At 60.7% G+C, this 23,970-nt stretch carries 23 protein-coding genes; 6 read left to right on the top strand and 17 right to left on the bottom strand.

Annotation, left to right across the window (positions count from 1 at the left end):
• Positions 1 to 9: 9 nt before the first annotated feature.
• The 3 genes from K5R88_RS09965 to K5R88_RS09975 all read right to left on the bottom strand — a co-directional run bounded on the left by K5R88_RS09965 (position 10) and on the right by K5R88_RS09975 (position 3,076).
• A complete protein-coding gene (locus K5R88_RS09965) occupies positions 10 to 765 on the bottom strand; it encodes an HvfC family RiPP maturation protein (protein WP_226299888.1) in 756 nt (251 codons plus the stop codon).
• Entirely contained in the window at positions 758 to 1,597 is an 840-nt protein-coding gene (locus tag K5R88_RS09970; RefSeq protein WP_226299889.1) for an HvfB family MNIO-type RiPP peptide maturase, read from the bottom strand. The genes K5R88_RS09965 and K5R88_RS09970 overlap by 8 nt, the downstream gene beginning before the upstream one ends.
• Before the next feature lie 144 nt (positions 1,598 to 1,741).
• Positions 1,742 to 3,076 (bottom strand): acetamidase/formamidase family protein, encoded by a 1,335-nt coding sequence (locus K5R88_RS09975; RefSeq protein ID WP_226299890.1) that lies wholly within the window; start codon positions 3,074 to 3,076, stop codon positions 1,742 to 1,744.
• A gap of 425 nt (positions 3,077 to 3,501) precedes the next feature.
• On the opposite strand from K5R88_RS09975, the gene K5R88_RS09980 reads away from it, so the two are divergent.
• Positions 3,502 to 4,548, top strand: a complete 1,047-nt coding sequence (locus K5R88_RS09980; protein WP_192229025.1) for a class I SAM-dependent methyltransferase — start codon at positions 3,502 to 3,504, stop codon at positions 4,546 to 4,548.
• A gap of 156 nt (positions 4,549 to 4,704) precedes the next feature.
• On the top strand, positions 4,705 to 5,547 hold the full coding sequence (locus K5R88_RS09985; protein WP_192418621.1) for an NAD-dependent protein deacetylase: 843 nt from the start codon (positions 4,705 to 4,707) through the stop codon (positions 5,545 to 5,547).
• 95 nt (positions 5,548 to 5,642) lie between these two features.
• Here K5R88_RS09985 and K5R88_RS09990 read toward each other — a convergent pair whose 3' ends face one another.
• The 5 genes from K5R88_RS09990 to K5R88_RS10010 form a co-directional block, all read right to left on the bottom strand.
• A complete protein-coding gene (locus K5R88_RS09990; RefSeq protein ID WP_226299891.1) occupies positions 5,643 to 6,968 on the bottom strand; it encodes an OprD family porin in 1,326 nt (441 codons plus the stop codon).
• 142 nt (positions 6,969 to 7,110) lie between these two features.
• A complete protein-coding gene (locus K5R88_RS09995) occupies positions 7,111 to 8,460 on the bottom strand; it encodes a GntT/GntP/DsdX family permease (RefSeq protein WP_192227665.1) in 1,350 nt (449 codons plus the stop codon).
• 259 nt (positions 8,461 to 8,719) lie between these two features.
• Positions 8,720 to 9,769, bottom strand: coding sequence for an NAD(P)H-dependent flavin oxidoreductase (locus K5R88_RS10000; protein ID WP_226299892.1), 1,050 nt, complete (start codon positions 9,767 to 9,769; stop codon positions 8,720 to 8,722).
• A 63-nt stretch (positions 9,770 to 9,832) separates the two neighbouring features.
• Positions 9,833 to 10,222: a tautomerase family protein gene (locus K5R88_RS10005; protein WP_226299893.1), complete on the bottom strand. Its 390-nt coding sequence runs from the start codon at positions 10,220 to 10,222 to the stop codon at positions 9,833 to 9,835.
• A 122-nt stretch (positions 10,223 to 10,344) separates the two neighbouring features.
• Positions 10,345 to 11,862 carry a CoA-acylating methylmalonate-semialdehyde dehydrogenase gene (locus K5R88_RS10010; RefSeq protein ID WP_226299894.1) on the bottom strand — a complete coding sequence of 506 codons (1,518 nt, stop codon included), beginning with the start codon at positions 11,860 to 11,862 and terminating at the stop codon, positions 10,345 to 10,347.
• A gap of 521 nt (positions 11,863 to 12,383) precedes the next feature.
• On the opposite strand from K5R88_RS10010, the gene K5R88_RS10015 reads away from it, so the two are divergent.
• A complete protein-coding gene (locus K5R88_RS10015) occupies positions 12,384 to 12,743 on the top strand; it encodes a DUF6124 family protein (RefSeq protein ID WP_226299895.1) in 360 nt (119 codons plus the stop codon).
• A 146-nt stretch (positions 12,744 to 12,889) separates the two neighbouring features.
• Here K5R88_RS10015 and K5R88_RS10020 read toward each other — a convergent pair whose 3' ends face one another.
• Positions 12,890 to 13,561 carry an MOSC domain-containing protein gene (locus K5R88_RS10020; RefSeq protein WP_226299896.1) on the bottom strand — a complete coding sequence of 224 codons (672 nt, stop codon included), beginning with the start codon at positions 13,559 to 13,561 and terminating at the stop codon, positions 12,890 to 12,892.
• Positions 13,562 to 13,675: 114 nt separating this feature from the next.
• Here K5R88_RS10020 and K5R88_RS10025 point away from each other — a divergent pair, with 114 nt between their 5' ends.
• Positions 13,676 to 14,560, top strand: a complete 885-nt coding sequence (locus K5R88_RS10025; protein ID WP_008039770.1) for a LysR family transcriptional regulator — start codon at positions 13,676 to 13,678, stop codon at positions 14,558 to 14,560.
• Between the two features lie 145 nt (positions 14,561 to 14,705).
• On the opposite strand, the gene K5R88_RS10030 is transcribed toward K5R88_RS10025, so the two are convergent.
• The 4 genes from K5R88_RS10030 to K5R88_RS10045 form a co-directional block, all read right to left on the bottom strand.
• The gene (locus K5R88_RS10030) at positions 14,706 to 15,635 is read right to left on the bottom strand and encodes an NAD(P)H-dependent flavin oxidoreductase (RefSeq protein WP_192229017.1); all 930 of its coding nucleotides are present in this window, start codon (positions 15,633 to 15,635) and stop codon (positions 14,706 to 14,708) included.
• A 3-nt stretch (positions 15,636 to 15,638) separates the two neighbouring features.
• Positions 15,639 to 16,193, bottom strand: coding sequence for a cytochrome b (locus tag K5R88_RS10035; RefSeq protein WP_226299897.1), 555 nt, complete (start codon positions 16,191 to 16,193; stop codon positions 15,639 to 15,641).
• 82 nt (positions 16,194 to 16,275) lie between these two features.
• The gene (locus K5R88_RS10040) at positions 16,276 to 17,949 is read right to left on the bottom strand and encodes a cation acetate symporter (protein ID WP_226299898.1); all 1,674 of its coding nucleotides are present in this window, start codon (positions 17,947 to 17,949) and stop codon (positions 16,276 to 16,278) included.
• Positions 17,946 to 18,260 (bottom strand): DUF485 domain-containing protein, encoded by a 315-nt coding sequence (locus tag K5R88_RS10045; protein WP_008029410.1) that lies wholly within the window; start codon positions 18,258 to 18,260, stop codon positions 17,946 to 17,948. Before K5R88_RS10045 ends, K5R88_RS10040 begins: the two co-directional genes overlap by 4 nt.
• A gap of 271 nt (positions 18,261 to 18,531) precedes the next feature.
• Here K5R88_RS10045 and K5R88_RS10050 point away from each other — a divergent pair, with 271 nt between their 5' ends.
• Complete coding sequence (locus tag K5R88_RS10050; protein ID WP_226299899.1) at positions 18,532 to 19,437, top strand: LysR family transcriptional regulator; 906 nt, start codon at positions 18,532 to 18,534, stop codon at positions 19,435 to 19,437.
• Here K5R88_RS10050 and K5R88_RS10055 read toward each other — a convergent pair.
• The 3 genes from K5R88_RS10055 to K5R88_RS10065 form a co-directional block, all read right to left on the bottom strand.
• The gene (locus tag K5R88_RS10055) at positions 19,360 to 20,601 is read right to left on the bottom strand and encodes an MFS transporter (RefSeq protein ID WP_226299900.1); all 1,242 of its coding nucleotides are present in this window, start codon (positions 20,599 to 20,601) and stop codon (positions 19,360 to 19,362) included. The genes K5R88_RS10050 and K5R88_RS10055 overlap by 78 nt on opposite strands.
• A gap of 4 nt (positions 20,602 to 20,605) precedes the next feature.
• Entirely contained in the window at positions 20,606 to 21,829 is a 1,224-nt protein-coding gene (locus tag K5R88_RS10060) for a YbfB/YjiJ family MFS transporter (RefSeq protein ID WP_317851265.1), read from the bottom strand.
• 137 nt (positions 21,830 to 21,966) lie between these two features.
• The gene (locus K5R88_RS10065) at positions 21,967 to 22,296 is read right to left on the bottom strand and encodes a DHCW motif cupin fold protein (protein WP_008029418.1); all 330 of its coding nucleotides are present in this window, start codon (positions 22,294 to 22,296) and stop codon (positions 21,967 to 21,969) included.
• 191 nt (positions 22,297 to 22,487) lie between these two features.
• On the opposite strand from K5R88_RS10065, the gene K5R88_RS10070 reads away from it, so the two are divergent.
• Positions 22,488 to 22,802, top strand: a complete 315-nt coding sequence (locus K5R88_RS10070; protein ID WP_008029420.1) for an NIPSNAP family protein — start codon at positions 22,488 to 22,490, stop codon at positions 22,800 to 22,802.
• Between the two features lie 40 nt (positions 22,803 to 22,842).
• On the opposite strand, the gene K5R88_RS10075 is transcribed toward K5R88_RS10070, so the two are convergent.
• The gene (locus K5R88_RS10075; RefSeq protein ID WP_226299901.1) at positions 22,843 to 23,961 is read right to left on the bottom strand and encodes a glycosyltransferase 61 family protein; all 1,119 of its coding nucleotides are present in this window, start codon (positions 23,959 to 23,961) and stop codon (positions 22,843 to 22,845) included.
• Positions 23,962 to 23,970: the final 9 nt, after the last annotated feature.

The following is a 23,970-nucleotide window of genomic DNA, read 5'->3' on the forward strand; positions in this document are numbered from 1 at the left end:
TGTGCGGTGTTACTGCAGTCCAACCACCCCTTCCCCGTGCATCTGCCGCAACAACGCCGCTCCGCTGTCGATGAAATCCTGCGATCCCGCCGCCCCCGCTTCGACGGCCAATCCTTCCAGCTGCTCACGTCCGTTCAGTTGGGGAAACTCGTCGATCCGCTGCAACAAGCGCCAGGCCAGCGGGCTCAGTTCGGAAAATTTCACACTCCAGTCCTCCGCCCGACGAACCAACAGCAACGTCGGCTGAGCCGGAGGTGTTTCAGGCTGATAGTCCGGCCCCACCAACTGCACCGGCCAGGCATACGCCAACGGCCAGGCCAGCGGTGAAATCTGCAACGGTCGATCCAGCAATTGCCCGACATCACTCGCCGGCAATGGCTCGGCGTCGGACTGTTGCAACACCATCTCGATCCACTCGTAATGCGCCAGTTCCACCAGGAACGGCGGCCACGCCCCCTCGTGCAACGCAGGCGGTTCTGACGCGAGGAAGTCGACAAACTCCTTGGCGATCTCACCGAATTTCGGCGTTTGTGCGCGGTGGTCCCGCAAGAAGATGCGCACCAGCGAACCCCAGCGCTCATCGCCAAGAATTTTGATCAGCACCGGAAAAGTACCGCTGAGCAAGATCGAGAGGTTATTGAAAACAAGGTCGCGATAAACCTGTGCCCGCGCCACGTCCATTCCGGCCGGTGGCGCGCAATGATCGGGGTCTCGCAGGTAAAGCCCCAAGGTGTTTTGCTGCTGAAACAGGCCTGAGTTATCCACGGTTCACCTCCTTGGCCTGCAAGCGGCGGATGGTCTGCAATTCAGCCACCAGTTCAGAGAACGCCGGGAAATTGAAATCCCGCTCAAGCAACGTGGGTTGCGCGCCAAACCGCGCATAAGCCTGGGCCAGCAACGACCACACCACCGGTTTCACCGAGGCGCCGTGGGTGTCGATTTTCAACGTGTCGGATTCATCGAAATGCCCGGCCACGTGCATCGCCACCACCCGGTCCGAATCGATGCCGGCCAGAAAAACCTGCGGATCAAAATCGTGGTTGATCGAGTTGACGTACACATTGTTGACGTCCAGCAACAGGTCGCAATCGGCTTCGCGCAGCACCGCATTGGTGAACGTCAGCTCGTCCATGTCCTGCTGCGGCGCGGCGTAATACGAGACGTTTTCCACCGCCAGGCGCCGACCGAGAATGTCCTGGGACTGACGAATGCGCGCGGCGACGTGGTGCACCGCTTCTTCGGTAAAGGGCAGCGGCAACAGGTCGTAAAGGTGACCTTCATCGCTGCAGTAGCTCAGGTGTTCGCTGTACAGCGGCACGTTGTACTGATCGAGAAACACCCGCACTTCTTGCAGAAAACCAACGTCCAGCGGCGCCGGCCCGCCCAATGACAGGGACAAACCATGGCAGGACAGCGGATAGCGCTCGGCCAGGCCCCGCAGTGCCGCGCCATGAGCGCCGCCGATGCCGATCCAGTTCTCCGGCGCGACTTCCAGAAAGTCGAAATCGCCCACGCGGGCGGCTTGAAGGTCTTTCATTAAACCGCGGCGCAGGCCAAGTCCGACGGTGGCCTTCGTTGATGTGTTGGAAGTCTGCATGATGTCGATCTCAAAGGTTGTCAGAACGTAATCACAGTTAACCGAAACGGTGTATCGGGCCTGTGTTGCGTTCCGGCAGAAAATCGCGGCGGTTGTATCGCCGGCGGGTCTGTACACACTTCGGTACAGAGCCGCCGTTGGGCGTTACGCCAGGTCGTATTTCTCGCGCACCAGATGGCCGATGCCGATGCGATCGAGCACGTTCATCGGGCACAGGAAGGTCACGCGCACGGTGCCGGGCAAACGACTGATGTCGATGGAGCCGGTGATGGTCGCGCGGTTGAGCACTTCGTCATACGGCAGGCCCGTGACCGAAGCGGCACGTTTCAGGCCGTTTTCCACCGCCACGTTGAGGTTCTCGCCGCTGCCGATGAAGGTGATCGGGCCGCTCTGCTCGATCTCGGTCTGGCCCCAACGCTCGCCCAGTTCGCGGACTTTCTGCCGTTGCAGGGCATTCATCGGCCGCGCCATTGGCGGCAGATCATCAAGGTTTTGCAGGAGGATCGGGCCTTCCAGTGTCAGGTGCTTGATCACTTCGACCTGCACTTCGGTTTCCCCGGAGCAGTCGGTGGCATGCCCGGCGATCTCGCCGTTGCCCTGCTGGGCGTGCATGTCGCCCATGTACACACCGGCGCCCGGGACTTTCACCGGGCAGATCAATACGCAGCCTTCGCGGATTGAGTTGGTGTCCATGTGACCGTCGGTCTTGGCCGCGTGCAGTTCCTCACGCGTCATGCCGAAACGGTGCGGTGCGCCGATCAGGTATTGGCCGAAATCGGCGCAGTTGTGCGAGTCCGGCAAGTCCCGCGACGGCGTGGTGCCAATGTTGCCGAGGAACGGCCGCATGTGTGCGGCAACGCCGGGGATGTCGGCGCGGGCCAGGGACAGGATCGAATGCTGGGCGGCGAACTCCGGCAGCGCCGACATCTCGGAGGCGTTGCCCGCCAGTTGGTTGGCGATGTCCTGATTGACGGTCAGGCTGACCTGATTCTGCGCATCGAACACGATCACGTACCCGTGGCTGAAGCGGAAAGCGCTGACTTCGGCGCCGCAATTGCTGCAACGAATCGAGTCTTCGCCGATGCCTTCGACGTAGCTGGCCGGGTGCTCGGTGCCGCATTTGCTACAAAATTTCGAGACGAACGGATCGCCGTTGTAGCGACCTTCAACGAAGCTCATCACGCCGGACGACGTGGCCAGCGAGGTGACGCGCATGCTTTTGATCTTGATCGCCACGGCGTCGCCGATTTCGGCACCGGCAATGGCCACCGGTTGGGTCACTTCATGGCCGCCCTCGAAGGCCGGCGTAATCATCGGCCCCCAGCAGCCCGGCGGCGTGCCGGTGATCAGGGTGCCGCCGTCGGCCAAGGGGCCGAGCATTGGCTGGCTTGGGCCGATGAGGCCGCTGGTGTACTGGTCGACGCGCAGGCGATCGACGGGGGTGGATGTCAGGTCGGTTTCAGGCAGGAGCGTGGTCATTGTTGTCCCCTTCACGGTGTATAGGGTGCCAAGCGGCCTGTGCAGTTCATCGCAGGTTTGTATCTGGGCTGTGTTCGGCAGTGAGCCGGTTTTGCGGGAAATGTATCGAGCAGGACGTTAGATACACTCCGATACACACGTCCCCGTGTAGGAGCGAGGCTTGCCCGCGAAGGCGGTGTGTCAGACCCAAGGATTTGCCTGACACTCCGCCTTCGCGGGCAAGCCTCGCTCCTACACGGGTACGTGTGTGAATCAGGCAAATGCGCGCTTTCGTCGCTCCGGCCGGCAGCCCACGGCCTGCGGACTAAACTTACTGCACGCAGGACGTACTCACCGTCCTGATCATTTCCACGACCACTGCCCAGAGGTGAATGCCTCGACAAAGAATGCCCCTGGACCGTGATCCAGCCGAAGGAGCACACGTGATGGACGAGGCCAGACTCAACGATTTCATGGGCAAACTGGTGAACGACATGGGCGGCGCGGCGATGCTCGCCAACGTCATCCTCGGCGAAGAGCTCGGGCTGTACCGGGCGATGGCCGACAGTCAGTTGATCAGCCCCGAAACACTCGCCGAGAAAACCGGCTGCAACCCCCGCCTGCTGCGCGAATGGCTCAGCGCCCACGCCGCGTCCGGTTACATGGAACACCGCGACGGCCAGTTCCGTCTGCCCGAAGAACAAGCCCTGGCGCTGGCGATCGAAGACTCACCGGTCTACGTGGCGGGCGGTATCGGGGTGGTCGCGTCGTTTTTCCATGACAAGGACAAACTGGTCAAAGCCATGCGCGGCAACGGTGCCCTGCCATGGGGCGAACACCATCCGTGCATGTTCAGCGGCACGGAACGGTTCTTCCGGCCCGGCTACAAAGCGCACCTGGTCGCCGAATGGCTACCGTCCCTTGAAGGTGTCGTCGCCAAACTGGAGGCTGGCGCCAAGGTCGCGGACATCGGCTGCGGGCATGGTGCATCGACGGTGATCATGGCCCAGGCGTTCCCGGACTCGCGGTTCGTCGGCTTCGACTACCACGCGCCATCCGTCACCGTCGCCACCCAGCGCGCCGAGGAAGGCGGTGTTTCCGGGCGGGCGCGGTTCTTCCAGGGCACGGCAAAAAGCTATCCCGGCGACGACTACGACCTGATCTGCTATTTCGACTGCCTGCATGACATGGGCGACCCGGTGGGCGCGGCGCGGCACGCCTATGAGTCGCTGAAACCGGACGGCACGGTGCTGCTGGTGGAACCGTTCGCCAACGACAAACTCGATGACAACGTTACCCCGGTTGGCCGGTTGTTCTACGCCGCCTCGACGTTCATTTGCACCCCTAACTCGCTGTCCCAGGAAGTCGGCCTCGGGCTCGGCGCCCAGGCCGGTGAGGCGCGGTTGCGCAAGGTGTTTACGGAAGCGGGATTCAGCACATTCCGCCGGGCGACGGAAACACCGTTCAACCTGATACTCGAAGCGCGCAAGTAAACGTTGCCCCTGTAGGAGCGAGGCTTGCCCGCGAAGGCGGTATCTCAGGCACACCGTCGTTGTCTGATAGGCCGTCTTCGCGGGCAAGCCACGCTCCTACAGGTGAATCACCAAATGCTACCCTTCAAACACCCCAGGCCCATCGGAGTGTTGAACATGCTCGACAGCCGCACCCGCGAACAACTCGACCGGCTTCAGCAGTTCATGGCCGACCAGCCGTTCGTGGTCCTGACCGGTGCCGGCATCAGCACCCCGTCGGGCATTCCGGACTACCGCGACCACCAGGGCGTGCGCCGTGGCCGGCAACCGATGATGTATCAGGAATTCCTCAGCGCCCCCGAATCCCGGCGCCGCTATTGGGCGCGAGCGATGCTCGGCTGGCCGCGGGTGCGTCAGGCTCAGCCAAATGTGGCGCATGAAGCCCTCGCCAACCTGCAAAGCACCCGGCAGATCAGCGGGCTGATCACCCAGAACGTCGACACCTTGCACGACCAGGCCGGCAGCCACGACGTGATCGAACTGCATGGCAGCCTGCACCGGGTGCTGTGCCTGGATTGTGGGCAGCGCAGTGAGCGGGATTCGATCCAGCAATTGATGGAAACGCAGAACCCGTACCTGGCCGGCGTGGATGCGGTGCAGGCGCCGGACGGCGACACGCTGCTCGACGCGGCATTCGAAGCGCGGTTTCAAGTACCGCACTGCCCGCATTGCGCAGGTGAGCGAATGAAACCGGACGTGGTGTTTTTTGGCGAGAACGTGGCGCAGGTGACGGCAGCCAAGGCAATGGCTGCAGTGGAAAAAGCGGCGGGATTGCTGGTGGTGGGGTCTTCGTTGATGGCGTATTCAGCGTTTCGGTTATGCCGGGCGGTGGCGGATCAGGGCAAGCCGCTGATAGCGATTAACCTGGGCAAGACGCGGGCGGATGACATCCTCGATCTGAAAATCGAGGCATCCTGCGAACAACTATTGCCGTTGCTGACCCAGCGCCTGACACCTTAGCAACAACGCATACCTTGTCGGCGATGGCGGCGTAACAGATACACCGCGTCGCCTGAATCGCCAGCAAGCCGGCTCCTACAAAGACCCGTGGGCGATTACAGCAGCGACAAGGTGTAGTTGATGATAAAGCGATTCTGATCAACGTTGCGGCCCGCATCGGTGTTCGACTTGCCGTTGCGCACGCTGAAACCAAGCCCCTTGAGCGACCCCGATTGCAGCACGTAGTCCAGGGTCATATCACGCTCCCACTCGGACTGATCGCCCGCGTTGCGAACCTTGATGTCAGTCCCCTTCAGATACGCGATCGACGCTCTCAGGCCCGGCACGCCCAAAGGCGCGAAGTCATAGGAATATTGACCGAAGTTCGTCTGCTCGCCCGCACGGGTAAAACTCTGGATCATGCGGTCCGTCGGCAGGTAAACACTGCCACCACCGGCCCCTTTATCAACCAGGCTACCTTGGTTGGGCTGCACGAAGTTGCTGCCGTCACCCACCTGTTGATGCCCCAGCGACACCGAGTGGCCACCGTTCACATAGGTGATCATCGCCACCCAGGTGTTGTTGTCGATTTCACCGTTGTTGTCCTCGGTATAACCCGAGGTGCGGTAGCCTTGTGCGCGACCGGCAGCGGAACTGTTGGCGCCTGTCGATGTGGTGTTGAAGTAACGCAGATCGGTGGTGAACGAGCTTTTGCTGTCGATCGGCAGCACGTGGGTCAGACCGAAGAAGTTCTGGTTGTAGAAGTCTTCCATCTGCGCGAAGTAGTACTGCGCCTTCAGTTCCTTGGTGATGTAGTAGTCACCGCCGGCGAAGTAGAACTTGTTGCTGTCCTGGGTGGCGCCCGGCACCGACAAACCGGTCCGGTCCGTCGAGGCGCGGCCGACCGCATGTTCAAGCACGCCACTGGTCAGCATCAAGCCATCGATGTCATTCGAGGTGACCTGCGCACCGGTGAACGACTGCGGCAATACGCGGGCATCGTTCGACAACAGGATCGGCAGTTTCGGCAGCAAGGTGCCGTAGCGGAACTCAGTTTTTGAGATGCGCATCTTCGCCGTGGGGCCAAAGCTGCTCCAGGAGTCGGCAGCACCGTCGCCGTCACTCGGGATCATGCCGCTGCCGACGTGGCGACCCGCGCCGCTGTCCAGCGTCACACCGAGCAACGCTTGCGCATCCAGCCCGAACCCGACCGCACCCTGGGTAAAACCGGACTCATAACGCAGCACAAAACCCTGCGCGGCCTCCTCGGTTTTCGACGGGTCCGCCGTGCCATCGCGGTTATCGCTGTTGAAATACAACGTGCGCATCGACAGCGTGGCTTTGCTGTCCTCCAGAAAACCGTGCGCGGCAGAATCGGCTGCCTGTGCGCACATCGAACCGGTGGCCAGCAAAAGTGCGGTGGGGATTGCTCGCTTGAACATACGGTGCTCCTGGGTAATTTTTTTATGTTTTTTTTGAGTTTTTGCCGACCGCTGTCCGCCACGGACACTCAACCGCGGCGCGCACAATGCCGCGCTCGATGAGTGACCATGAGCCTTGAGGAAAGCGATCGGAGTGTTCGAGCTAGATCAGGTAAGAAAGACCCACGGTCAGCGCGAAGGCGACCAGCGAAATAATGGTCTCCAGCACGGTCCAGGTCTTGAACGTCTGGGTGACGCTCATGTTGAAGTATTCCTTGATCAACCAGAAGCCGCCGTCGTTGACGTGGGAAAAGATCACCGACCCGGCGCCGGTCGCCAGCACCAGCAACTCCGGATGCGGATAACCCAGACCGATGGCCACCGGCGCGACAATGCCGGAGGCGGTGGTCATGGCCACGGTGGCGGAGCCGGTGGCGATGCGCATCAACGCGGCGAACAGCCAGCCCATCAGCAGCGGCGACAGGTGAAATTCGTGGGCCAGGCTGACGATCTGGTCGGTGACCCCGGCGTCCACCAGAATCCGGTTCAAACCGCCACCGGCGCCGACCAGCAAGGTGATGCTGGCGGTCGGTGCCAGGCATTCGTTGGTGAACTTGAGGATCGATTCACGGTTGAAGCCCTGGGCGAGGCCGAGGGTCCAGAAGCTCAGCAGGGTCGCCAGCAGCAGCGCGATCACCGAGTTGCCGATGAACAGCAAAAACTGGTTGAAACCGCTGCCCGGCGTAGAAATCAGATTGGCCCAACCGCCAATCAGCATCAACAGCACCGGCAACAGAATGGTCGCCATGGTGATGCCGAACCCCGGCAGGCTGTCGCGCGGTTCGCGCTCGAGGAACTGGCGTTCCAGCGGGTTTTCCGCCGGCAGTTGAATGCGCGGCACGATGAATTTGGCGTACAGCGGGCCGGCAATGATCGCCGTCGGAATGCCGATCAGAATCGCATACATCAACGTCTGCCCGACCGACGCCTGATACACCTGCACCGCGAGCATCGCCGCCGGGTGCGGCGGCACCAGCGCATGCACCACCGACAGCCCGGCAACCATCGGCAAACCGACCATCAGGATCGATACACCAACCCGCCGTGCCACGGTAAACGCGATCGGCACCAGCAACACAAAACCGACTTCGAAGAACAGCGGCAGCCCGACCAGAAACGCGATGCAGACCATCGCCCAATGCGCGTTCTTCTCGCCGAAACGGTCGATCAAGGTGCGCGCCACCTGCTCGGCACCGCCGGACTCGGCCATCATCTTGCCGAGCATCGTGCCCAGCGCCACCACCAGCGCAATGTGCCCCAGGGTCTTGCCGACGCCGGCCTCGTAGGCGCCAACCACCCCGGACGGCGGCATGCCGGCCAGCAATGCCAGGCCGATGGAGACCAGGGTGATGACGATGAAGGGATTAAGCCGGTAACGGGCGATCAGAACGATCAGCGCGATGATGGCGATGGCGGCATATACCAGCAGCCAATAGCCGAAGGACAGGGTCATGCGGTACTCCTCGAAAGGGTCACGTCGAATGGGTTGTGAAACTCATAAAACATTTCGAGAGGTGATTTTCAAACGAGGCGAAAGTAATTTTCGTAGAGGGATAAGGGTTGTCGTACAGAGGTATGGGGGGTCGTGTTTTTTGAAACTGGGCCAGGCGGATTTTCATCGCGCCTGAGCCATTAATGTTGAAGTACAGCTCGTGTTTGAATCGTTTTGCGCAGTCGGTGAAATGTCGGCTCGCCGCAGATGACCGATTGGCTCAGTCGTTCATTTCCGCAGCGAGCACGTTCACCAACGCAGCGGCCGGCATCTCACGAATCAGGGGCGCCCCCTGCCCCGCCCACTGCACGGCAAATTCCGTGTTTGCCTGGGCGGTGGCCGCGGCGTTGAGCGCTTTGTTGGCGTCATAGGCGCGCGGATAGTCTGGCAGTGCCGTGCCAGTCTTCTCCAGGCAGGTGAAGTTGCGGTTGACCATGCCTCGGGCAGGACGCCCGGAGATGACGCTGGTGACGGCAGTCTGGTGCGCGCGCGGCCCCTTCAAGGCCTCGCGATAGGCGCTGTTGGCGGAGGATTCGGGGCAGAGGATAAACGCCGTTCCCAACTGCGCGGCACTGGCGCCCAACTGCATGACGGCCTTGATCCCCGCGCCGTCCATGATGCCGCCCGCCGCGATCACCGGCAGTCGGCAAGCCGCCACCAGTACACGCACCAACGCAAACGTCCCCATCTGCGAATCCTGTTTTGGATCGAATACCCCGCGATGCCCCCCGGCTTCGTAACCTTGTGCGACCAGCGCATGCACGCCGGCGCGTTCCGCGCTCTGCGCTTCGGCCAGGTTGGTCACGGAACACAACAGGATGATGCCGGCGGCCTTGAGCGCATCGATTGTCGGTTGTGGCGGCAGCCCGAAATGGAAGCTGACCACCGCCGGCCGTTCTTCCAGCAGCATCTGCAGCATGTCCGGGTCTTCGACGAATGAGGTGTAGATCTCACGCAGCGCCGTCGGTGCAGCGGCCCCGAACTGCGCAAAGAACGGCGCCAGAAATGTCAGCCACTGCGTCTCGCGAGCGCTGTCGTGGACAGCAGGCTGGTGGCAAAAAACATTCACATTGAACGGCTTGTCTGTCAGCGCGGCCGTCTCGCGGATCATGTTCCGCGCCTGCTCGACGTTGCTCGCCCCGATGCCAATCGCACCGAGGCCGCCGGCGCTGGACACCGCTGCCGCCAGTCGGGGCGTGGAAACCCCCACCATCGGCGATTGAAGGACGGGCAGTCGAATGTTCAAAAGAGACAGCAGCGGAGTGGACATGGCATCACCTGAAAGAGAGTTGCACAGAGGTAAAAACGGACCACTTGGCCCACGCGGCAAACCCTAAAGTTCGCCGGTCAGAAATTGCGCCCTTCCACGGCCGAAGGACCAGTCCGCATCGGTGTTCTCCACCAGCGAAACAATCAGCTCATCGGGTGACAGGCCACACTCGGCTTGCAGCCTCTCGGCCAGCAAGCGGTAGAACGCGGTTTTCTGCGTCTGTAGACGCGGTCGCGAAATCACCGTCAGCAACACCACGCTGGTCGTGCGTGTGTAACCCAATCCGGTGTCGTGCAGCACCAACTCCCCCGGACGATGTTGCGTGACGCTTTGGTAACGATCACTGGCAGGCACTTCAAAAGCCTCGACCATCGCCTGATGGGTCACGTCCAGCAGGGTCTTGAGTTGTTGGTCATTGCGCCCCTGAATGATGTCGAACTTGAGCAGCGGCATAGCGGTTCACCTGTGCGGAAAAAACCGGGAGCGAGGTGTTCGCTCCCCCTGGGAAAAACGATGCCGTGCAAGCCCGCGCCAACACGTCATCCACCCCAAACCCGTGGAGCAGAAAGCGGTGCTTACTTGGAGGTCGGCATGGCGAATTCCGCGCCCTTGGCGATGCTGTTCGGCCAGCGCTGCATGATCGACTTTTGCTTGGTGTAGAAGCGCACGCCCTCTTCGCCGTAGGCGTGCGTGTCACCGAACAGCGAGCGCTTCCAGCCACCAAAACCGTGCCACGCCATCGGCACCGGAATCGGCACGTTGATGCCGACCATCCCCACCTGAATGCGGCTGGCGAATTCACGCGCGATGTGACCGTCGCGGGTATAGCAAGCGGTGCCGTTGCCGAACTCGTGTGAGTTGACCAGATCGACCGCCTCGGCGAAGTCCTTCACGCGCATGCAAGCCAACACCGGACCGAAGATTTCCTCTTTGTAGATTTTCATCTCGGGGGTGACATGGTCGAACACCGTGCCGCCGAGCCAGAACCCTTCGGCGCAATTCGCGCCAGCCTGGGCGCCGTCAAAACCACGGCCGTCGACCAGCAGTTCTGCGCCTTCCGCAATGCCTTGTTCGATGTAGCCGGTGATGCGTTGCAGTGCGACTTGCGACACGATCGGGCCCATCTCGGCGGCCAGGTTCGTGCCTTCGAGGACTTTGAGCGTGCGGGTGCGTTCCACCAGTTTCGGCATCACCTTGTCGGCGACATCGCCGACAAACACCGCCACCGAGATCGCCATGCAGCGCTCGCCGGCAGAGCCGAACGCGGCACCGATCAGCGCGTCGACCACCTGATCGATATCGGCGTCGGGCATCACCACCATATGATTCTTCGCGCCGCCCAACGCCTGGACACGCTTGCCGTGGCGGGCACCGGTCTCGTAGATGTAGTTGGCAATCGGCGTCGATCCGACAAAGCTCACCGCTTTGACGTCCGGGTGATCGATCAGCGCGTCCACTGCTTCCTTGTCGCCCTGCACCACGTTGAACACGCCATCTGGCAACCCGGCTTCCTTGAACAGTTCGGCGATCAGCAGCGAAGGCGACGGGTCGATGGGGCTCGGCTTGAGTACGAAGGTGTTGCCGCAGGCGATGGCCACCGGGAACATCCACATCGGCACCATCACCGGGAAGTTGAACGGGGTGATGCCGGCCACCACGCCCAGCGGCTGGCGCATGGTCCAGTTGTCGATGTTGGTGGAGACCTGCTCGGTGTAGTCACCCTTGAGCAGTTGCGGGATGCCGCAGGCGAACTCGACGACCTCGATGCCACGCGTTACTTCGCCCTGGGCGTCGGTGAAAACTTTGCCGTGCTCGGCGGTGATCATGCGCGCCAGTGTGTCGCGGTGTTCATTGAGCAACGCCAGGAACTTGAACAGGATGCGGGCGCGACGCAGCGGCGGCAGCGCCGACCAGGCTGGAAACGCGGCCGCTGCGGACTTCACCGCCGCGTCGACTTCAGCGGCATTGGCGAGGGCCACTTTGCCGATGACGGAACCGATGGCAGGGTTGGTGACGTTCTGTGTGCGGCCGGAAGTACCGTGCGTCACGCGGCCGTGAATGTAGTGTGCGATGTCTGCTGGCTGGTTGCTCATGGCGGGTGTCCCCTGGTGGTGGATAAGAGCCATCTCTTGTTGTTGTCGGGAGTGCGCCAGGCGGCCGGTGGCGCGCCTGCCAGGGTCAAAGTAGGCCAGCCAAAGGATCATGTAAAATGATGATTAATGATCTTATGGATCAGAATTGGTGAAGGTGTTTGAGGTGTTAAACAGCGCTGGAGAATGCTTGTTTAAGCGCGCTCGTGGTTACGAGATGAAAGCTACAAAACCTTGCGCCGTTGCCTACGGGTACGCCAGAATCCGCCGGCTTGTGCGCTTTGGGGGTGCCCGGTAACTTGATTCGTGCCACTGCTCATCAGTGGTCGGGTTTAGCAGCCCGCCGTGACGAAGCGCATCTGCATCCAGACAGTCAGGTCATCTCATGCCTGCACTTTATGGTAGCTGTGCGCAGGGCGCCCTTGGGCGCGCCGGATTCGTCTCCACCGGTCTGCTAACCTGCACACAGCTGCCACCCTTCGTTTAGCAGCGATCGGTGACGGCTCCACGTTTTTGGAGCGAATATGATCAAACCGACACCCAATCCGCCAGACACCGATCCAGCTTCCCCGTACGAACCCGATTCAAACAAACTCAACGAGGCCGCCGAGCGTGCCCTCGACTACCACTTCCCGTCGGCTGCCGACATCAAAGCCACGACGCGCGCACCCAGCACTTTGTTTACCGTGGACCCAGCGCTCACGACCGAAACCCTGATGGTTTATCTGGTCGAGACGCTGGCCTCGGTCGATGTGATGGTCCATCACTTGGTGGACCTTCTGGACGGTGGGTCGCGCAATGCGCTGCTGGGCATTTCCAACAGCATCATGCTGGCGGAGATCACGGCGAACCGGGTGCTGGATCAGATTGATCCGCGAGACTGAACACCGCTAAACGGGTGATCCATTGTAGGAGCGAGCCTGCTCGCGAAAAGCGTTAACGATAACGCGTGAAGTCTGGAAACACGCGGTGTCTATGGGTTTTTCGCGAGCAGGCTCGCTCCTACACAAGTGTGTGTGTGTGTGCGGCTTCAGACCTGAAGCGATTTCTGCAGCCACTTCGCCCGCTCCGACAAGCGCCGCTTCCAGTCCTCGGCCAACCCACGGCTTGCCGCCAGCGCCAGCAGATCGTCGATCACCGGCCGGTGCGACAACTGCACCTGCCAGAATTCATCAATGGAAAAGCGCTCGGTTTGCCTTTCCAGCAACTCGATCCTGTCGCCCGCTTCAATGAAGCCCGGTTGAAGCACCCGGTAATACCAACCGGTGATTCGCTCCTTGGCGACATGCATCGACATACGCTCGGCGTCGAAACGATGATTGATTTTCCAGCACGGGCTGCGCGGTTGAGAGACCTGCAACACCGCACTGCCCATCTGGAATACGTCGCCGATGTGCACGTTGCGCTCCGAGAGTTCGAGCGCGGAAATGTTCTCCCCCAGGCTGCCCGGAAGCAGCTCATGGGCACAGTGCGCAAAGGCCTGCGCCAGGTGCTGATAATTTTCGGCCGCATAGTGATGAACAGCCTTTTCCGGACCGCCGTGAACCCTGGTGTCGCCATGCTGGTCACCGACAATCCCGTGAAGCTCGACGCGAACGGGGCCTGAACGGCGCTGTTTGAAGATGCCCGTACGCTGCCCTTCGGGCTTCAAGAGCCCCAGGCCGCCGGCGAAGACGTGATCAATTTTCGAAGTGAGTGTCATGGGTCGATCCGCATCTTTTACCGGGTTTCGGCCACTTTACTAACCACCGGCAATAACCGTAAAGTGATCGTTAAATATGTCCATAATCACTTTTTATGATGGATGGTGACGATCATGGAAATGCGCCAACTGAAGATATTCTGCGCGGTTGCCGAACTCGGCAGCTTCACCGCAGCCGCCGTCAACGTGAACACGGTGCAGTCCAACGTCACCATGCGGGTGAAGGAGCTGGAAGCCGAACTGAATCGGGAGCTGTTCATCCGCAAGAAATCCGGCGTGGTGCTCACGTCGGCGGGCGAGACCTTCCTCGGTTATGCGCGGCGCATCCTGCAGCTGACAGAAGAGAGTCGCAATGCGTTGACGGACACCGGCGTTCCGACCGGCCTGCTGCGGCTGGGCTCGATGGAAACCACGGCGGCCATTCGCTTGCCGCAGGTGCTGACGAAGTACCGCGAGCAATATCCCGAAGTGCAACTGTCGCTGCTGACCGGGACGACGGTCGAGCTGATCAAGGCGATTGAAGCCCATCGACTCGATGGCGCGTTTGTCGGTGGGTTTCACCAGAACCCGGCGTTGGCGCAGGAAGAGGTTTTTCAAGAGGAACTGGTGCTGGTCAGCAGCAACCGCTTCGAGTCACTGCCCGCGCTCATCGAGAAAATCCCCCAGCAAACCGTGCTGGTCTTCCGGACCGGGTGCTTCTATCGCTCCACCCTGGAAAACTGGTTCTACCAAGTCGGGCTGGTGCCCAACCAGATCATGGAACTGGGCACCCTCGATGGCATCCTGTCATGCGTCGCGGCGGGCATGGGCGTGACCTTGCTGCCCAAAGCCATCGCAGAGAATTGCAGCGTGCGGCATGCGATTCGCTGCCACACGCTACCGGCCGAATTCGCCAACGTCTCGACCGTGTTCATCCGCAGGAACGACTCGATGATCACCTCGGCGATGAGCGCGTTCATCGGTCTGGCGCAGGAGCAGATTGCCCGGCCGGCGGCGTAAAACACTCAGTTCGACACTGTAGTTGCGAGCGGTGCGGCGTTCCGGTTTGCCTGCGAAAGCATCAGGGCATTCACTATTGAAACTGAATGCACTACCGCCTTCGCGAGCAAGCTTCGCTCCTACAGGTTAATCGAGGAGCGACTGACTACAAGCCAAGGGCAAGCTCCGCCACACGCTCGGCAGCGGGGACGACGCTGTGGATTTTGCCAACGCCCTGCCCCGCGTACAGCGACAGCTTCTTGGCCATGCGCGGTTTGTCAATTGCGCGGGCGCCACCGCCGATGAAGCGCAGCAGGTTCCACTTGTCACGATTGGGGATCACCCGGTGCGGCGTGCCGTAGGTCCAGCCGAACGAATACCCGGTCCGGTACTCGGTGTCATCCGTCGTCGCCTCGACAATCTTTTGCTTGTAGAGCGGGTGCGCATTCGACTCGTCGGTGGCAATAAACGCGGTGCCCACCACCACCCCAGACGCGCCGAGCGACATCAGCGCCCGAACGTCGTCACCGTTGGTGATGCCACCAGCCGCCAGCACCGGCCGTCCCTCGGATACCGCAAGGATGGACGTCAGCAACGGCATGATGCCGATGGTGCCTCGATTCAAATGACCGCCACTTTCACTGCCTTGCGCCACGATGATGTCAGCGCCTTGCGCGATGGCGATTCTCGCCAGCTCCACCGAGCCCGTTTGCACCATGACCACCAGCCCCGCGTCTTTGGCCCGGGGAATCATGTCGGCGGAATAGGCCTCGGCGTAAAACAAGGAGAGCAGTCGTGGTTTTTCTTCGAGGACCACCTGGAATTGCGCTTCAAACACATCAGGGCCGCCGAACTGCGGCACCAAGTTCACGCCAAAGGGTTTGTCGGTCAGCGCGCGGGTTTCCTGTATCCATCGGCGCAAGGTCAATGGTGGCAGGCGCAAGCCGCCCACCACACCCAAACCCCCGGCGTTGGCGACTGCCGCAACGAGCGGCGGGCCGGAAATCGCCGCCATCCCGCCGAGAAAAATCGGGTATTTCACGCCACACAATTGAGTGATGGCGTTACCTGCAAAATCGAATCTGGCTTCGTTCATGGCTCACAGCTCCACATGTTTTCCAAGCATCCGCTTGAGCGTGTTGTTCTTCAGGAGAAAGTGATTCTTGAGCGCACCGAAGACATGCAAGGCCAGGCCGGCCAGGAACGCCGACGCCCCGATATCGAACAGCACATCGACCACCTGCTTCAGCGCTGCATTGGTGGGCAAGAGCGCCGGAATCGAAAAGCCTCCGGGCAGCCCGACGCCCTCGCCGGCCGCCGCCCGCGAGGCCCACACCGCGACCGGCAGCAGCACCATCGCCAGGGCGAGCGCCACCGCAACAGAACGGCTGATGATCACTTCAATAGGATTGGGCGTGCCCACCGGCAGCGGGTGGTAAGCGGTGATCCTGGCCCAGAACCGATAGATCGATACGAGAAACAGGATCAGCCCCATCAGGTTTTGCAGGTGGACCAACGACATCCGCCCGGCCTCACTGGACGCCTGGCCGATCATCACCTGCAAGCTGAGGATGGCGAGCAGCGACAACGCCACGACCCAGTGCAGCACGACCGTGATAGGTGAAAACCTTAAGCCATTGTCTCGAAGTTGCATGGCTGACTCCTTTTGCAGAGAGCACAATTCAGGGTATGGAAATGACCGGCACACCTTCATCGCGATGAAGGTGTGCCGCGTCTCAGTGGCTGACCGCTTGCGATGCGCCAAGGCCCGTGCGGGCGCGAATGAGCTGATCATCGAAACGCTCGCGTTCAAGCGCTGCCCCGTGACTGCGGTCGGTGACCGAGCCGAGCCAGGTAAACAGGAACGCCACGTTCATCGAGATGATGGCCGGGTAGTCGAAGGGAAAGATGGCGTCGGTATTGCCCAGCACTTTGACCCACACCGCCGGCGAGAGAATCACCAGGCTGACCGAGCTCACCAGCCCGGCGATGCCACCGATCAACGCCCCGCGTGTGGTCAGCCCTTTCCAGTACATCGAAAGCACGAGGATCGGGAAGTTGACCGAGGCCGCCACGCCAAAGGTCAGCGCGACCAGGAAGGCGATGTTCTGGTCCTTGAACAAAATACCCAGCACCACCGCAACGATGCCGATGCCGACCGAGGCGATCTTCGACACACGCCGCTCGTCTTTCGCATCCGCACGGCTTTTGCGGAAGACTTGGACATAGAGGTCGTGTGAAATCGCCGAGGTGCCTGCCATGGTGAGCCCCGAGACCACGGCCAGGATCGTGGCAAACGCGACGGCGGAGATGAAGCCCAATAGCAGGTCGCCGCCGACGGCTTTTGCCAGATGCATCACCGGCATGTTCCCGCCGCCGATGAGCTTTCCACCGACAATGCCGGACTCGTAGAAGGCCGGGTCTTGCCCGACGATCACGATGGCTGCCAACCCCAACACCGCAACGATCAGGTAGAAGAAGCCGATGAAACCTGTCGCGACGAATACCGATTTACGCGCTTGCTTGGCGTCCGGCACGGTAAAAAAGCGCATGAGGATATGCGGCAATCCTGCGGTACCGAAGACCAGGCCCAGCGACAGCGAGATGAGCGCCAAGGGGTCGGCCACCAGCTTGCTCGGCAGCAGGATCCGCTCGCCATCGTGATGGGCGGCTACCGCTTTTTCGAACAGCAGCTCGAACGAAAAGCCGAACTTGCTCAACGCCAACACGGCGAGCAATGTCCCGCCCACCAGCAGCAAGCCTGCCTTGATGATCTGCACCCAGGTGGTGGCGACCATCCCGCCAAACGTCACGTAGATCGCCATCAACAGACCGACAGCGATCACCGCGTAGTTGTAGGGAAGACCGAACAGCAGCTGGATCAACTGCCCTGCTCCGACCATCTGCACCACCAGATAAAAACAGACCACGGTCAACGAGCCGAACGCGGTCATGGTGCGGATCCGGTTTTGATCGAGCCGGAACGAGGCGATGTCCGAGATGGTGATGCGCCCCAGATTGCGGATGCGCTCTGCGAACAGGAACAACAGCAACGGCCAGGCGACGAAGAAGCTGATCGAGTAGAGCACGCCATCAAAACCGTTGAAGAAAATCATGCTGGTGACGCCCAGTAACGCCGCCGCCGACATGTAGTCCCCCGCCAGTGCCAAACCGTTCTGGAAACCGGTGATGCCGCCGCCGGCGTTGTAGAAATCATCCATCGATTTGGTCTTGGAAGCGGCCCAATAAGTGATGCCCAGGGTCGTCAGCACGAAGACCAGAAACATCGCGATAGCGGTGATGTTCAGCGGCTGTTTTTCCACCGTCTGCAAGACGTCGGCGGCCGAGGCGCACGTCGCGACCGCGCCCAACAGAGAAGGCGCAATGAGGTACCGAAGAATGGGTTTCATACGATGGCCCCCTCGCGAATTTCTGCGGTGAGGTCATCGAACTCGCCGTTGGCGCGCAGGATGTACAGACCGGTAAACAACCAGGCCCCAACGATGAAGGCGACGCCCAGCGGCCAACCGATATTGATGATGCTGGTTGCGGAGAGTTTCTGCGCTAGAAGCTGGGGCGCGAACGCCGCGACGAGGATGAACGTGAAGTACGGGACAAGGGTGGCGGCAGTAAGACAAGCGACGAATCTTCGCTGCCGTGATACCAAATCCTGGTACCGGGGATGGTTGCGAATTCTGGCTGACTCGGATGCATGGTTCACGTTGACTCCGTGTAGCAGTGGACAGTTATTGTTGTTCCACAGCCTCAAATTCGAAGACTCGATTTGCCACTGGCTGCGGTGTATTTGCACCCTCAACCTATGCCCGGCCAAAGATCATGTAAAACGATCATTAATGATGCGTATGATCTTTTTTGATGAATTCAATCGCTCCCTATGTCGGCCATTGCTTGCCTTTGCCGCACACCAAAACTAATCTGCTGAACGCTGTTTATTTGCGGTTGGTTATTGGTTTTAGAGATAGGTGAATTCGATGGATGTCACGGATCTGAAGGTGGTCGATGCGGTTGCGCGCCACGGCAGCATGAACAAGGCTGCGAGCGAGCTGAACACCGTGCAGTCCAACGTGTCCGCGAGGATTCGGTCGCTGGAGGACGAGCTCGGGGTGGCGCTGTTCCAACGCAGCGCCAGAGGGGTCCAGGTCACGCCGGCTGGGCGGCGGATCCTGCCGTTCGCCGCCCGCCTTTCTCGGCTCCTGTCCGATGCATCCTGCGCTGCGCGCGATGATGGGCATCCAAAAGGTGTCTTCGAGATCGGTACGCTCGAGACGACGCTGGCGCTGCGCCTTCCACGGCTGATCGCAAAGTTTGCCAAGGCTTACCCGGAGGTTCGCCCGGTGATTCGCACCGGCACCACCTGCAGCCTGATCCAGGGCGTCATCGACTGTAAGCTCGAAGGGGCGTTTGTCGTGGGCCCGGTCAATCATCCGGAATTGATCAGTGAACAAGCCTTCCGCGAAGAACTCGTGCTGGTCACGTCCTGTGCCATTGACACGCTGGACGCGGTCGCCGCGGTCGACAATCTGAAGACGGTGGTCTTTCGAATCGGCTGCTCCTACCGCCAGCGCCTGGATTCCCTGCTGGCCAACCTGGGCATCCTGGCGCCTGAGCCACTGGAGTTTGGCTCGATTGAAGCGATCATTGCCTGTGTGTCGGCGGGCGTCGGAGTCACGTTGTTGCCCCGAGGCGTTGTGGCGAACGCCTTGCGCGAGGGGTTGGTCAACGTGCATGAACTCGCGCCAGACATCGCCGATGTAGAGACGGTGTTCGTCAGGCGCCTTGATGGCTACTTTTCCAGTGCGTTATCCACTTTTCTGGACAGCGTTCGTCTGGACGGTGTCGCCCAGGTTCCTCACCCGGCTGTTCATCAAGGCGCATAACACCAGCAATGCCGCCGTCACCAGGAACACATGATGCAAGCCGAGATGGGCGCCAATCTGGCCGCCAATCAAGGGACCTATCACCTGCCCTGAGAACTGCGCCGATTGCAGGTAACCGAGGATTTTGCCGGTGTTGTGCTCTTCGACCGAATGCCGGATCAACTTGGCAATCGCGGGCAGGAGCCCGGCAATGGTCATGCCCATGACGCCGCGCAATACCGCCAGTTGCCACCATTGCGTGACGAACGCCTGGGGCACCATGACCACGGCGGTTAACAACAGGCAACCGACAATCACGCTCCAGCCGCCCACCCGGTCGGCCAGCGCCCCCAGTCTGGCGGCGGTCAGGATACTGCCCAACGCGGAACAGGCCATGACCACGCCGGCTATCCGCGCCTGATGATCAACCGGTACGCCGAGATCGCCGATGTAGACGGTGATGATCGGCTCGATCGACATGTTGGCCAACAGCACCATCATCGCAGTCATGAGCAGTGCAGCGATGACCGGCCATTTCGAACCGGCGCCCTCAGGCCGGTTTTTCCTGTCCCGTTGTCTGGCGTCCGACGCTCGGTCGAAATCCTCACGAACAAACAGGATGGTGGTCATGGCGGCGACCGCAATCATTGCTCCACCGACAAAAAAGGTGCCGCGAATACCGACAAGCTCAGGTAAAAAACCGCCAACCAGTGGCCCGATCAAGTTGCCGGACAAGGCCCCCGTGGACAAGACACCGAGTGCCCAACCCGCCCTTTCGCGCGGGACCTGCGACCCGATCATGACGATGGACGCCGATGCGTAGCCACCGATGAGCCCGGCGATGAGACGCAGTGCAACCAGATCGGTAACGTTCCGGGCCAGCCCGATCAACGACATGACAACGGCCATCCCGATGGCCGCCCTGACCAGCATGGGTTTTCGGCCATAGCGGTCAGCCAGGCGCCCCCACAACGGCGCGGTAATCGCCGTGCCGAAAAAAGTCGCGCCGAATGCCACGGCCGACCATTGCACCACGTCCGCCTGCGACGTCACGCCCAGTTGTTGAACGTACAACGGTAAAAAGGGCAACAACATGCTCAGGCTGACCAGTGTCGTGAACGAGCCGAACACACAAACGGTCAGGTTGCGGCGCCAATACATCACGTTTCGATCGGAGTAATTCACGGTGTCAAAGGCTCCGGGAATCGCTGGAGCTTTTCGCACCTGCGAACACATCAATCACAAACGCAAGCAGCATGGCCGAGGTCCCCATGATGAACAGCACGCTGTAGTTCCCGTCGCTGTAGGAAAACAGGAACGACAAGCCATAGGCGGCGACCGCTTGGAACAAGGCAAATCCGACGGTGGCTGTTTGCCAGGCCGAACTGTGTTGGGCGGGATGGTGGGCGAGAATTTCATGGACCCGCCCCAACACCAGCGGCACGGTCCCGGTCACAAACGCCCCGACGACAACGCTGGAGGCCATCAACCAACCGGCTCCGAGCCCAAGGACAGGGACAATGACGGCGAAGGCCTCGACGATGAACGACAGCCGCAATGCGCGACCAAACCCGATCCGGTCCGCCAGTGCGCCGGCAAGCAGTGGCCCGACAGTCGCGCCAATGCCGAAAAGAACCCAGTACTGCGCCCCCACTTGAAGACCTTCGCCCCTGCCCCGGGCAACGAAGTCCACCAGGAAAATCATGTGCGGCACCCAGCCGGCAGCGTTGAGGGCGTACTCGATGTACAGCGCCTTGAGTGTCCCGTTGCGTGCCGGGCGCGGGTGGTGCGTCGTTTCGGCGGCCGGCGCGGGTTCTTTCGGCCAGCCCCGCCAGGCAAGGGCTGTGAGCAGCAGGGATATCAGGCCAAGGCCCAGCCATGTTTCGCCCAGGCCCTGTTGAAGCAAGAGCGGCACCAGCGTTCCGGAAAGGGCAATGCCAACGCCCACGCCCATGAATATGACCCCGGCGACCAATCCGCGCCTGGACAGCGGGACATGGGCCAAAACGGTCGGAGCGGCCAACACCATCAACGCGCCACCGGCGGTGCCGGACAGGAATCGCCACGCGAAGAACCACGTGAACGACACGGGGTAGGCACACGCGAAAAACGCCACACTGGCCAGCAGCATCATTGCTCTGAGCATGAACACCGTTGAGGTTTTCGCCGCCACGGAACGGCCGAAAATGGCGCCGCCCAGATACCCGGCAAGGTTGGCGGCACCCAAGTAAGCGGCCTTGGACGGATCAAACCAGTGGGCGCCGATAATCGCTGGAAGCAACGGCGTATAAGCGAACCGCGCAAGGCCGATGCCGACCAGGCTTGCAGCAAAGCCTGCCACCGTTGCCCAGCCTGCGCTGGCTGGCCGCAACGCGGGCTGCGCATTGGCGATCGTTGTGTTCAACCTGTTCATCATCCGCCCTTCTCTACTTCAGACAGGGCAGACACTACGCGCGCGGGATATATCTCAAGAAGCGAATTAATACGATCGCGGTTATCTCCAACAGAGATACCCAGCGCTACGGCCAGTGGCGAAATTCAATCCGGCGCTTAATCCACAATGAACAATTTCGCGCCGCTGGTGGTGAACGACCGATGCCCTTCAGCATTGTTGCCCACCTGATAACTCATGCCGGCCGTCAGCGTGAATTGTCGACCGTCCTCCAGCTCCGTGTGCAACTCGCCTTCCAGGCACAACAGGATATGACCTCTCCAGCACCAATGATCGGCGAGGTATCCGGGGCTGTATTCAACCATTCGCACACGCGTCGAACCAAACTGACAGGTTCGCCAATAGGCGTTTCCGGTCTGGCCGGCATGGGTGACAGGTTCGATCGTCGACCAGTCGGTCGTCCCGAACGGGATGGCGGTGAGATCCATTTTTACCTCATCGAATACGGAAGAGGCGCAAACGTAACAACCTCGCGATGTGGCCGATAGACACAGATGGCTCGCATTTACGGGATACAGGGTTCAGTGAAGACTCCCATGCAGCCAGGTGATCTGCGAAACTGCCGAATGGCTGAACAGCCTTTGAATGGTTTAACCCTCCCGTAGAAGAGAGCGAACACATGGTCACTTGTTACCTGAAGTACGTGCTGGACCCGTACCAGATCAGCGCATTCGAACACTACGCAAAGTTGTGGATTCCACTGGTGGAAAAATTCGGTGGCCAGCACCACGGCTATTTCCTGCCGTCCGAGGGCGCCAACAACATCGCGTTGGCGATGTTCACTTTTGCGAGCCTTGCCGAGTACGAGCGCTATCGGCAGGACTCCATGAACGACGCGGACTGCATCGCGGCGTTCAAGTATGCCGAGGATAAAAAATTCATCCTCAGCTATGAGCGGAGTTTTTTCCGGCCGGTGTTTGGGGATCAGGCGTAAACCCGTTCGGAAAGTCTTTTGCCGGGGTTCCCTCAGGCCGTCATGACGGGAACAGGTCCAGTGTGCGTTCGACCTCTTGAATGTCGATTTTGAAGCCGTCGCCCTCTGGCGTTCCGACCACGAAGCCGAAATTCTGCCTGTCGCGATCCGTCAGGAACTTGTAGTAGCTGACGAAACGGTTCGGTGGCTGCAGTGCCAGCAACGAACCGCCCGGCTGGAGCACATTGACGCCGTGCACCAGCTGACTGCCTTCGACCCCCACCACCGTCCGCGCCCCGGCGCAGGTCGCCACGATGGTCGGCACATCGGTTTTCAAAGGATCGAGAACGCGGAACCCCCTGCTCTTGCGCAGGTGTTCAGCGACCTCGAGCTCATTGCGCAAAAAGCGCAAGTCACCGTCGCCACCGCGCAGAATGAACACGCCGGGGTGAGCCTCATGCTTGACGTGCGACAGCAGTTTTTCCCCCATGGCCCGGTAACGCAGATGCCTGTTTCGATTGTTGCTCAAGTCGTCGAACAGCACGAGTTCACGAAAAAACGCACTGTGCAGGCGCACCGGTTTCATGCCAAACCAGTCTTCGTAAGCGGGAGCCTGAGTAAACAACGGAAACCTGGCGGAGGGCGCGGTGGTCACCGGCACGCCTTCATCGCAGGCCAGGGAATAGGTCGGGCAGTCTTCCATCAACCAGGTTCCAAACCAGGTATTGCCGTTTTGCGTGCAGTAGACGGCGGCGCGATCGATCTCGGTGTCCACGGTAATGCGCGGGAACATGCCTGGCTTGAGCGACAGCCACAGACTGGCGTTGTCCTTGTAGAGCGCGCCATCGATCATCCAGACGTCCTTGAGCAAGTAGCCACGGGTCGGGCCTTGTTCTACGTCGCCCAGCCCCTGCATGGTGCGCGCGGGATGCTCGAAAGGATAAAAGCGCTTCGCCTCCCACCCTGTCACGCGGTCCATTTGACCGGGCAGGTAGAACGCCGACGGAGAATGGGTCGTTTCGCCCGGCGCAATATCCCAACTTTTCAGCGCGATGCTTTTCAAGTTGATATCGGCTTTGCGTGCGAGTCTTTTTCTCGCCATGTTTTTGTAGGCAGCCAGGGTCCATTTTTTTTGATTGCCAGCGGTCGACGTGCTGATTGGCGAGAGATCGCTTTCCATGAAGAGTCC

The organism is Pseudomonas sp. MM213, from assembly GCF_020423045.1.
GTDB lineage: Bacteria > Pseudomonadota > Gammaproteobacteria > Pseudomonadales > Pseudomonadaceae > Aquipseudomonas > Aquipseudomonas migulae.

Excerpts from the sequence above, each read along its gene's own strand:
- K5R88_RS09995 (WP_192227665.1), bottom strand. The coding sequence starts at position 8,460 with ATGACCCTGTCCTTCGGCTATTGGCTGCTGGTATATGCCGCCATCGCC.
- K5R88_RS10005 (WP_226299893.1), bottom strand. The coding sequence starts at position 10,222 with ATGCCGCTGCTCAAGTTCGACATCATTCAGGGGCGCAATGACCAACAA.
- K5R88_RS10030 (WP_192229017.1), bottom strand. The coding sequence starts at position 15,635 with ATGAACGAAGCCAGATTCGATTTTGCAGGTAACGCCATCACTCAATTG.
- K5R88_RS10060 (WP_317851265.1), bottom strand. The coding sequence starts at position 21,829 with ATGAACAGGTTGAACACAACGATCGCCAATGCGCAGCCCGCGTTGCGG.
- K5R88_RS09990 (WP_226299891.1), bottom strand. The coding sequence starts at position 6,968 with ATGTTCAAGCGAGCAATCCCCACCGCACTTTTGCTGGCCACCGGTTCG.
- K5R88_RS10075 (WP_226299901.1), bottom strand. The coding sequence starts at position 23,961 with ATGGAAAGCGATCTCTCGCCAATCAGCACGTCGACCGCTGGCAATCAA.
- K5R88_RS09985 (WP_192418621.1), top strand. The coding sequence starts at position 4,705 with ATGCTCGACAGCCGCACCCGCGAACAACTCGACCGGCTTCAGCAGTTC.
- K5R88_RS10050 (WP_226299899.1), top strand. The coding sequence starts at position 18,532 with ATGGATGTCACGGATCTGAAGGTGGTCGATGCGGTTGCGCGCCACGGC.
- K5R88_RS10070 (WP_008029420.1), top strand. The coding sequence starts at position 22,488 with ATGGTCACTTGTTACCTGAAGTACGTGCTGGACCCGTACCAGATCAGC.
- K5R88_RS10040 (WP_226299898.1), bottom strand. The coding sequence starts at position 17,949 with ATGAAACCCATTCTTCGGTACCTCATTGCGCCTTCTCTGTTGGGCGCG.
- K5R88_RS10000 (WP_226299892.1), bottom strand. The coding sequence starts at position 9,769 with ATGTCCACTCCGCTGCTGTCTCTTTTGAACATTCGACTGCCCGTCCTT.
- K5R88_RS10065 (WP_008029418.1), bottom strand. The coding sequence starts at position 22,296 with ATGGATCTCACCGCCATCCCGTTCGGGACGACCGACTGGTCGACGATC.
- K5R88_RS09980 (WP_192229025.1), top strand. The coding sequence starts at position 3,502 with ATGGACGAGGCCAGACTCAACGATTTCATGGGCAAACTGGTGAACGAC.
- K5R88_RS09970 (WP_226299889.1), bottom strand. The coding sequence starts at position 1,597 with ATGCAGACTTCCAACACATCAACGAAGGCCACCGTCGGACTTGGCCTG.
- K5R88_RS10015 (WP_226299895.1), top strand. The coding sequence starts at position 12,384 with ATGATCAAACCGACACCCAATCCGCCAGACACCGATCCAGCTTCCCCG.
- K5R88_RS10010 (WP_226299894.1), bottom strand. The coding sequence starts at position 11,862 with ATGAGCAACCAGCCAGCAGACATCGCACACTACATTCACGGCCGCGTG.
- K5R88_RS10035 (WP_226299897.1), bottom strand. The coding sequence starts at position 16,193 with ATGCAACTTCGAGACAATGGCTTAAGGTTTTCACCTATCACGGTCGTG.
- K5R88_RS09975 (WP_226299890.1), bottom strand. The coding sequence starts at position 3,076 with ATGACCACGCTCCTGCCTGAAACCGACCTGACATCCACCCCCGTCGAT.
- K5R88_RS10025 (WP_008039770.1), top strand. The coding sequence starts at position 13,676 with ATGGAAATGCGCCAACTGAAGATATTCTGCGCGGTTGCCGAACTCGGC.
- K5R88_RS10020 (WP_226299896.1), bottom strand. The coding sequence starts at position 13,561 with ATGACACTCACTTCGAAAATTGATCACGTCTTCGCCGGCGGCCTGGGG.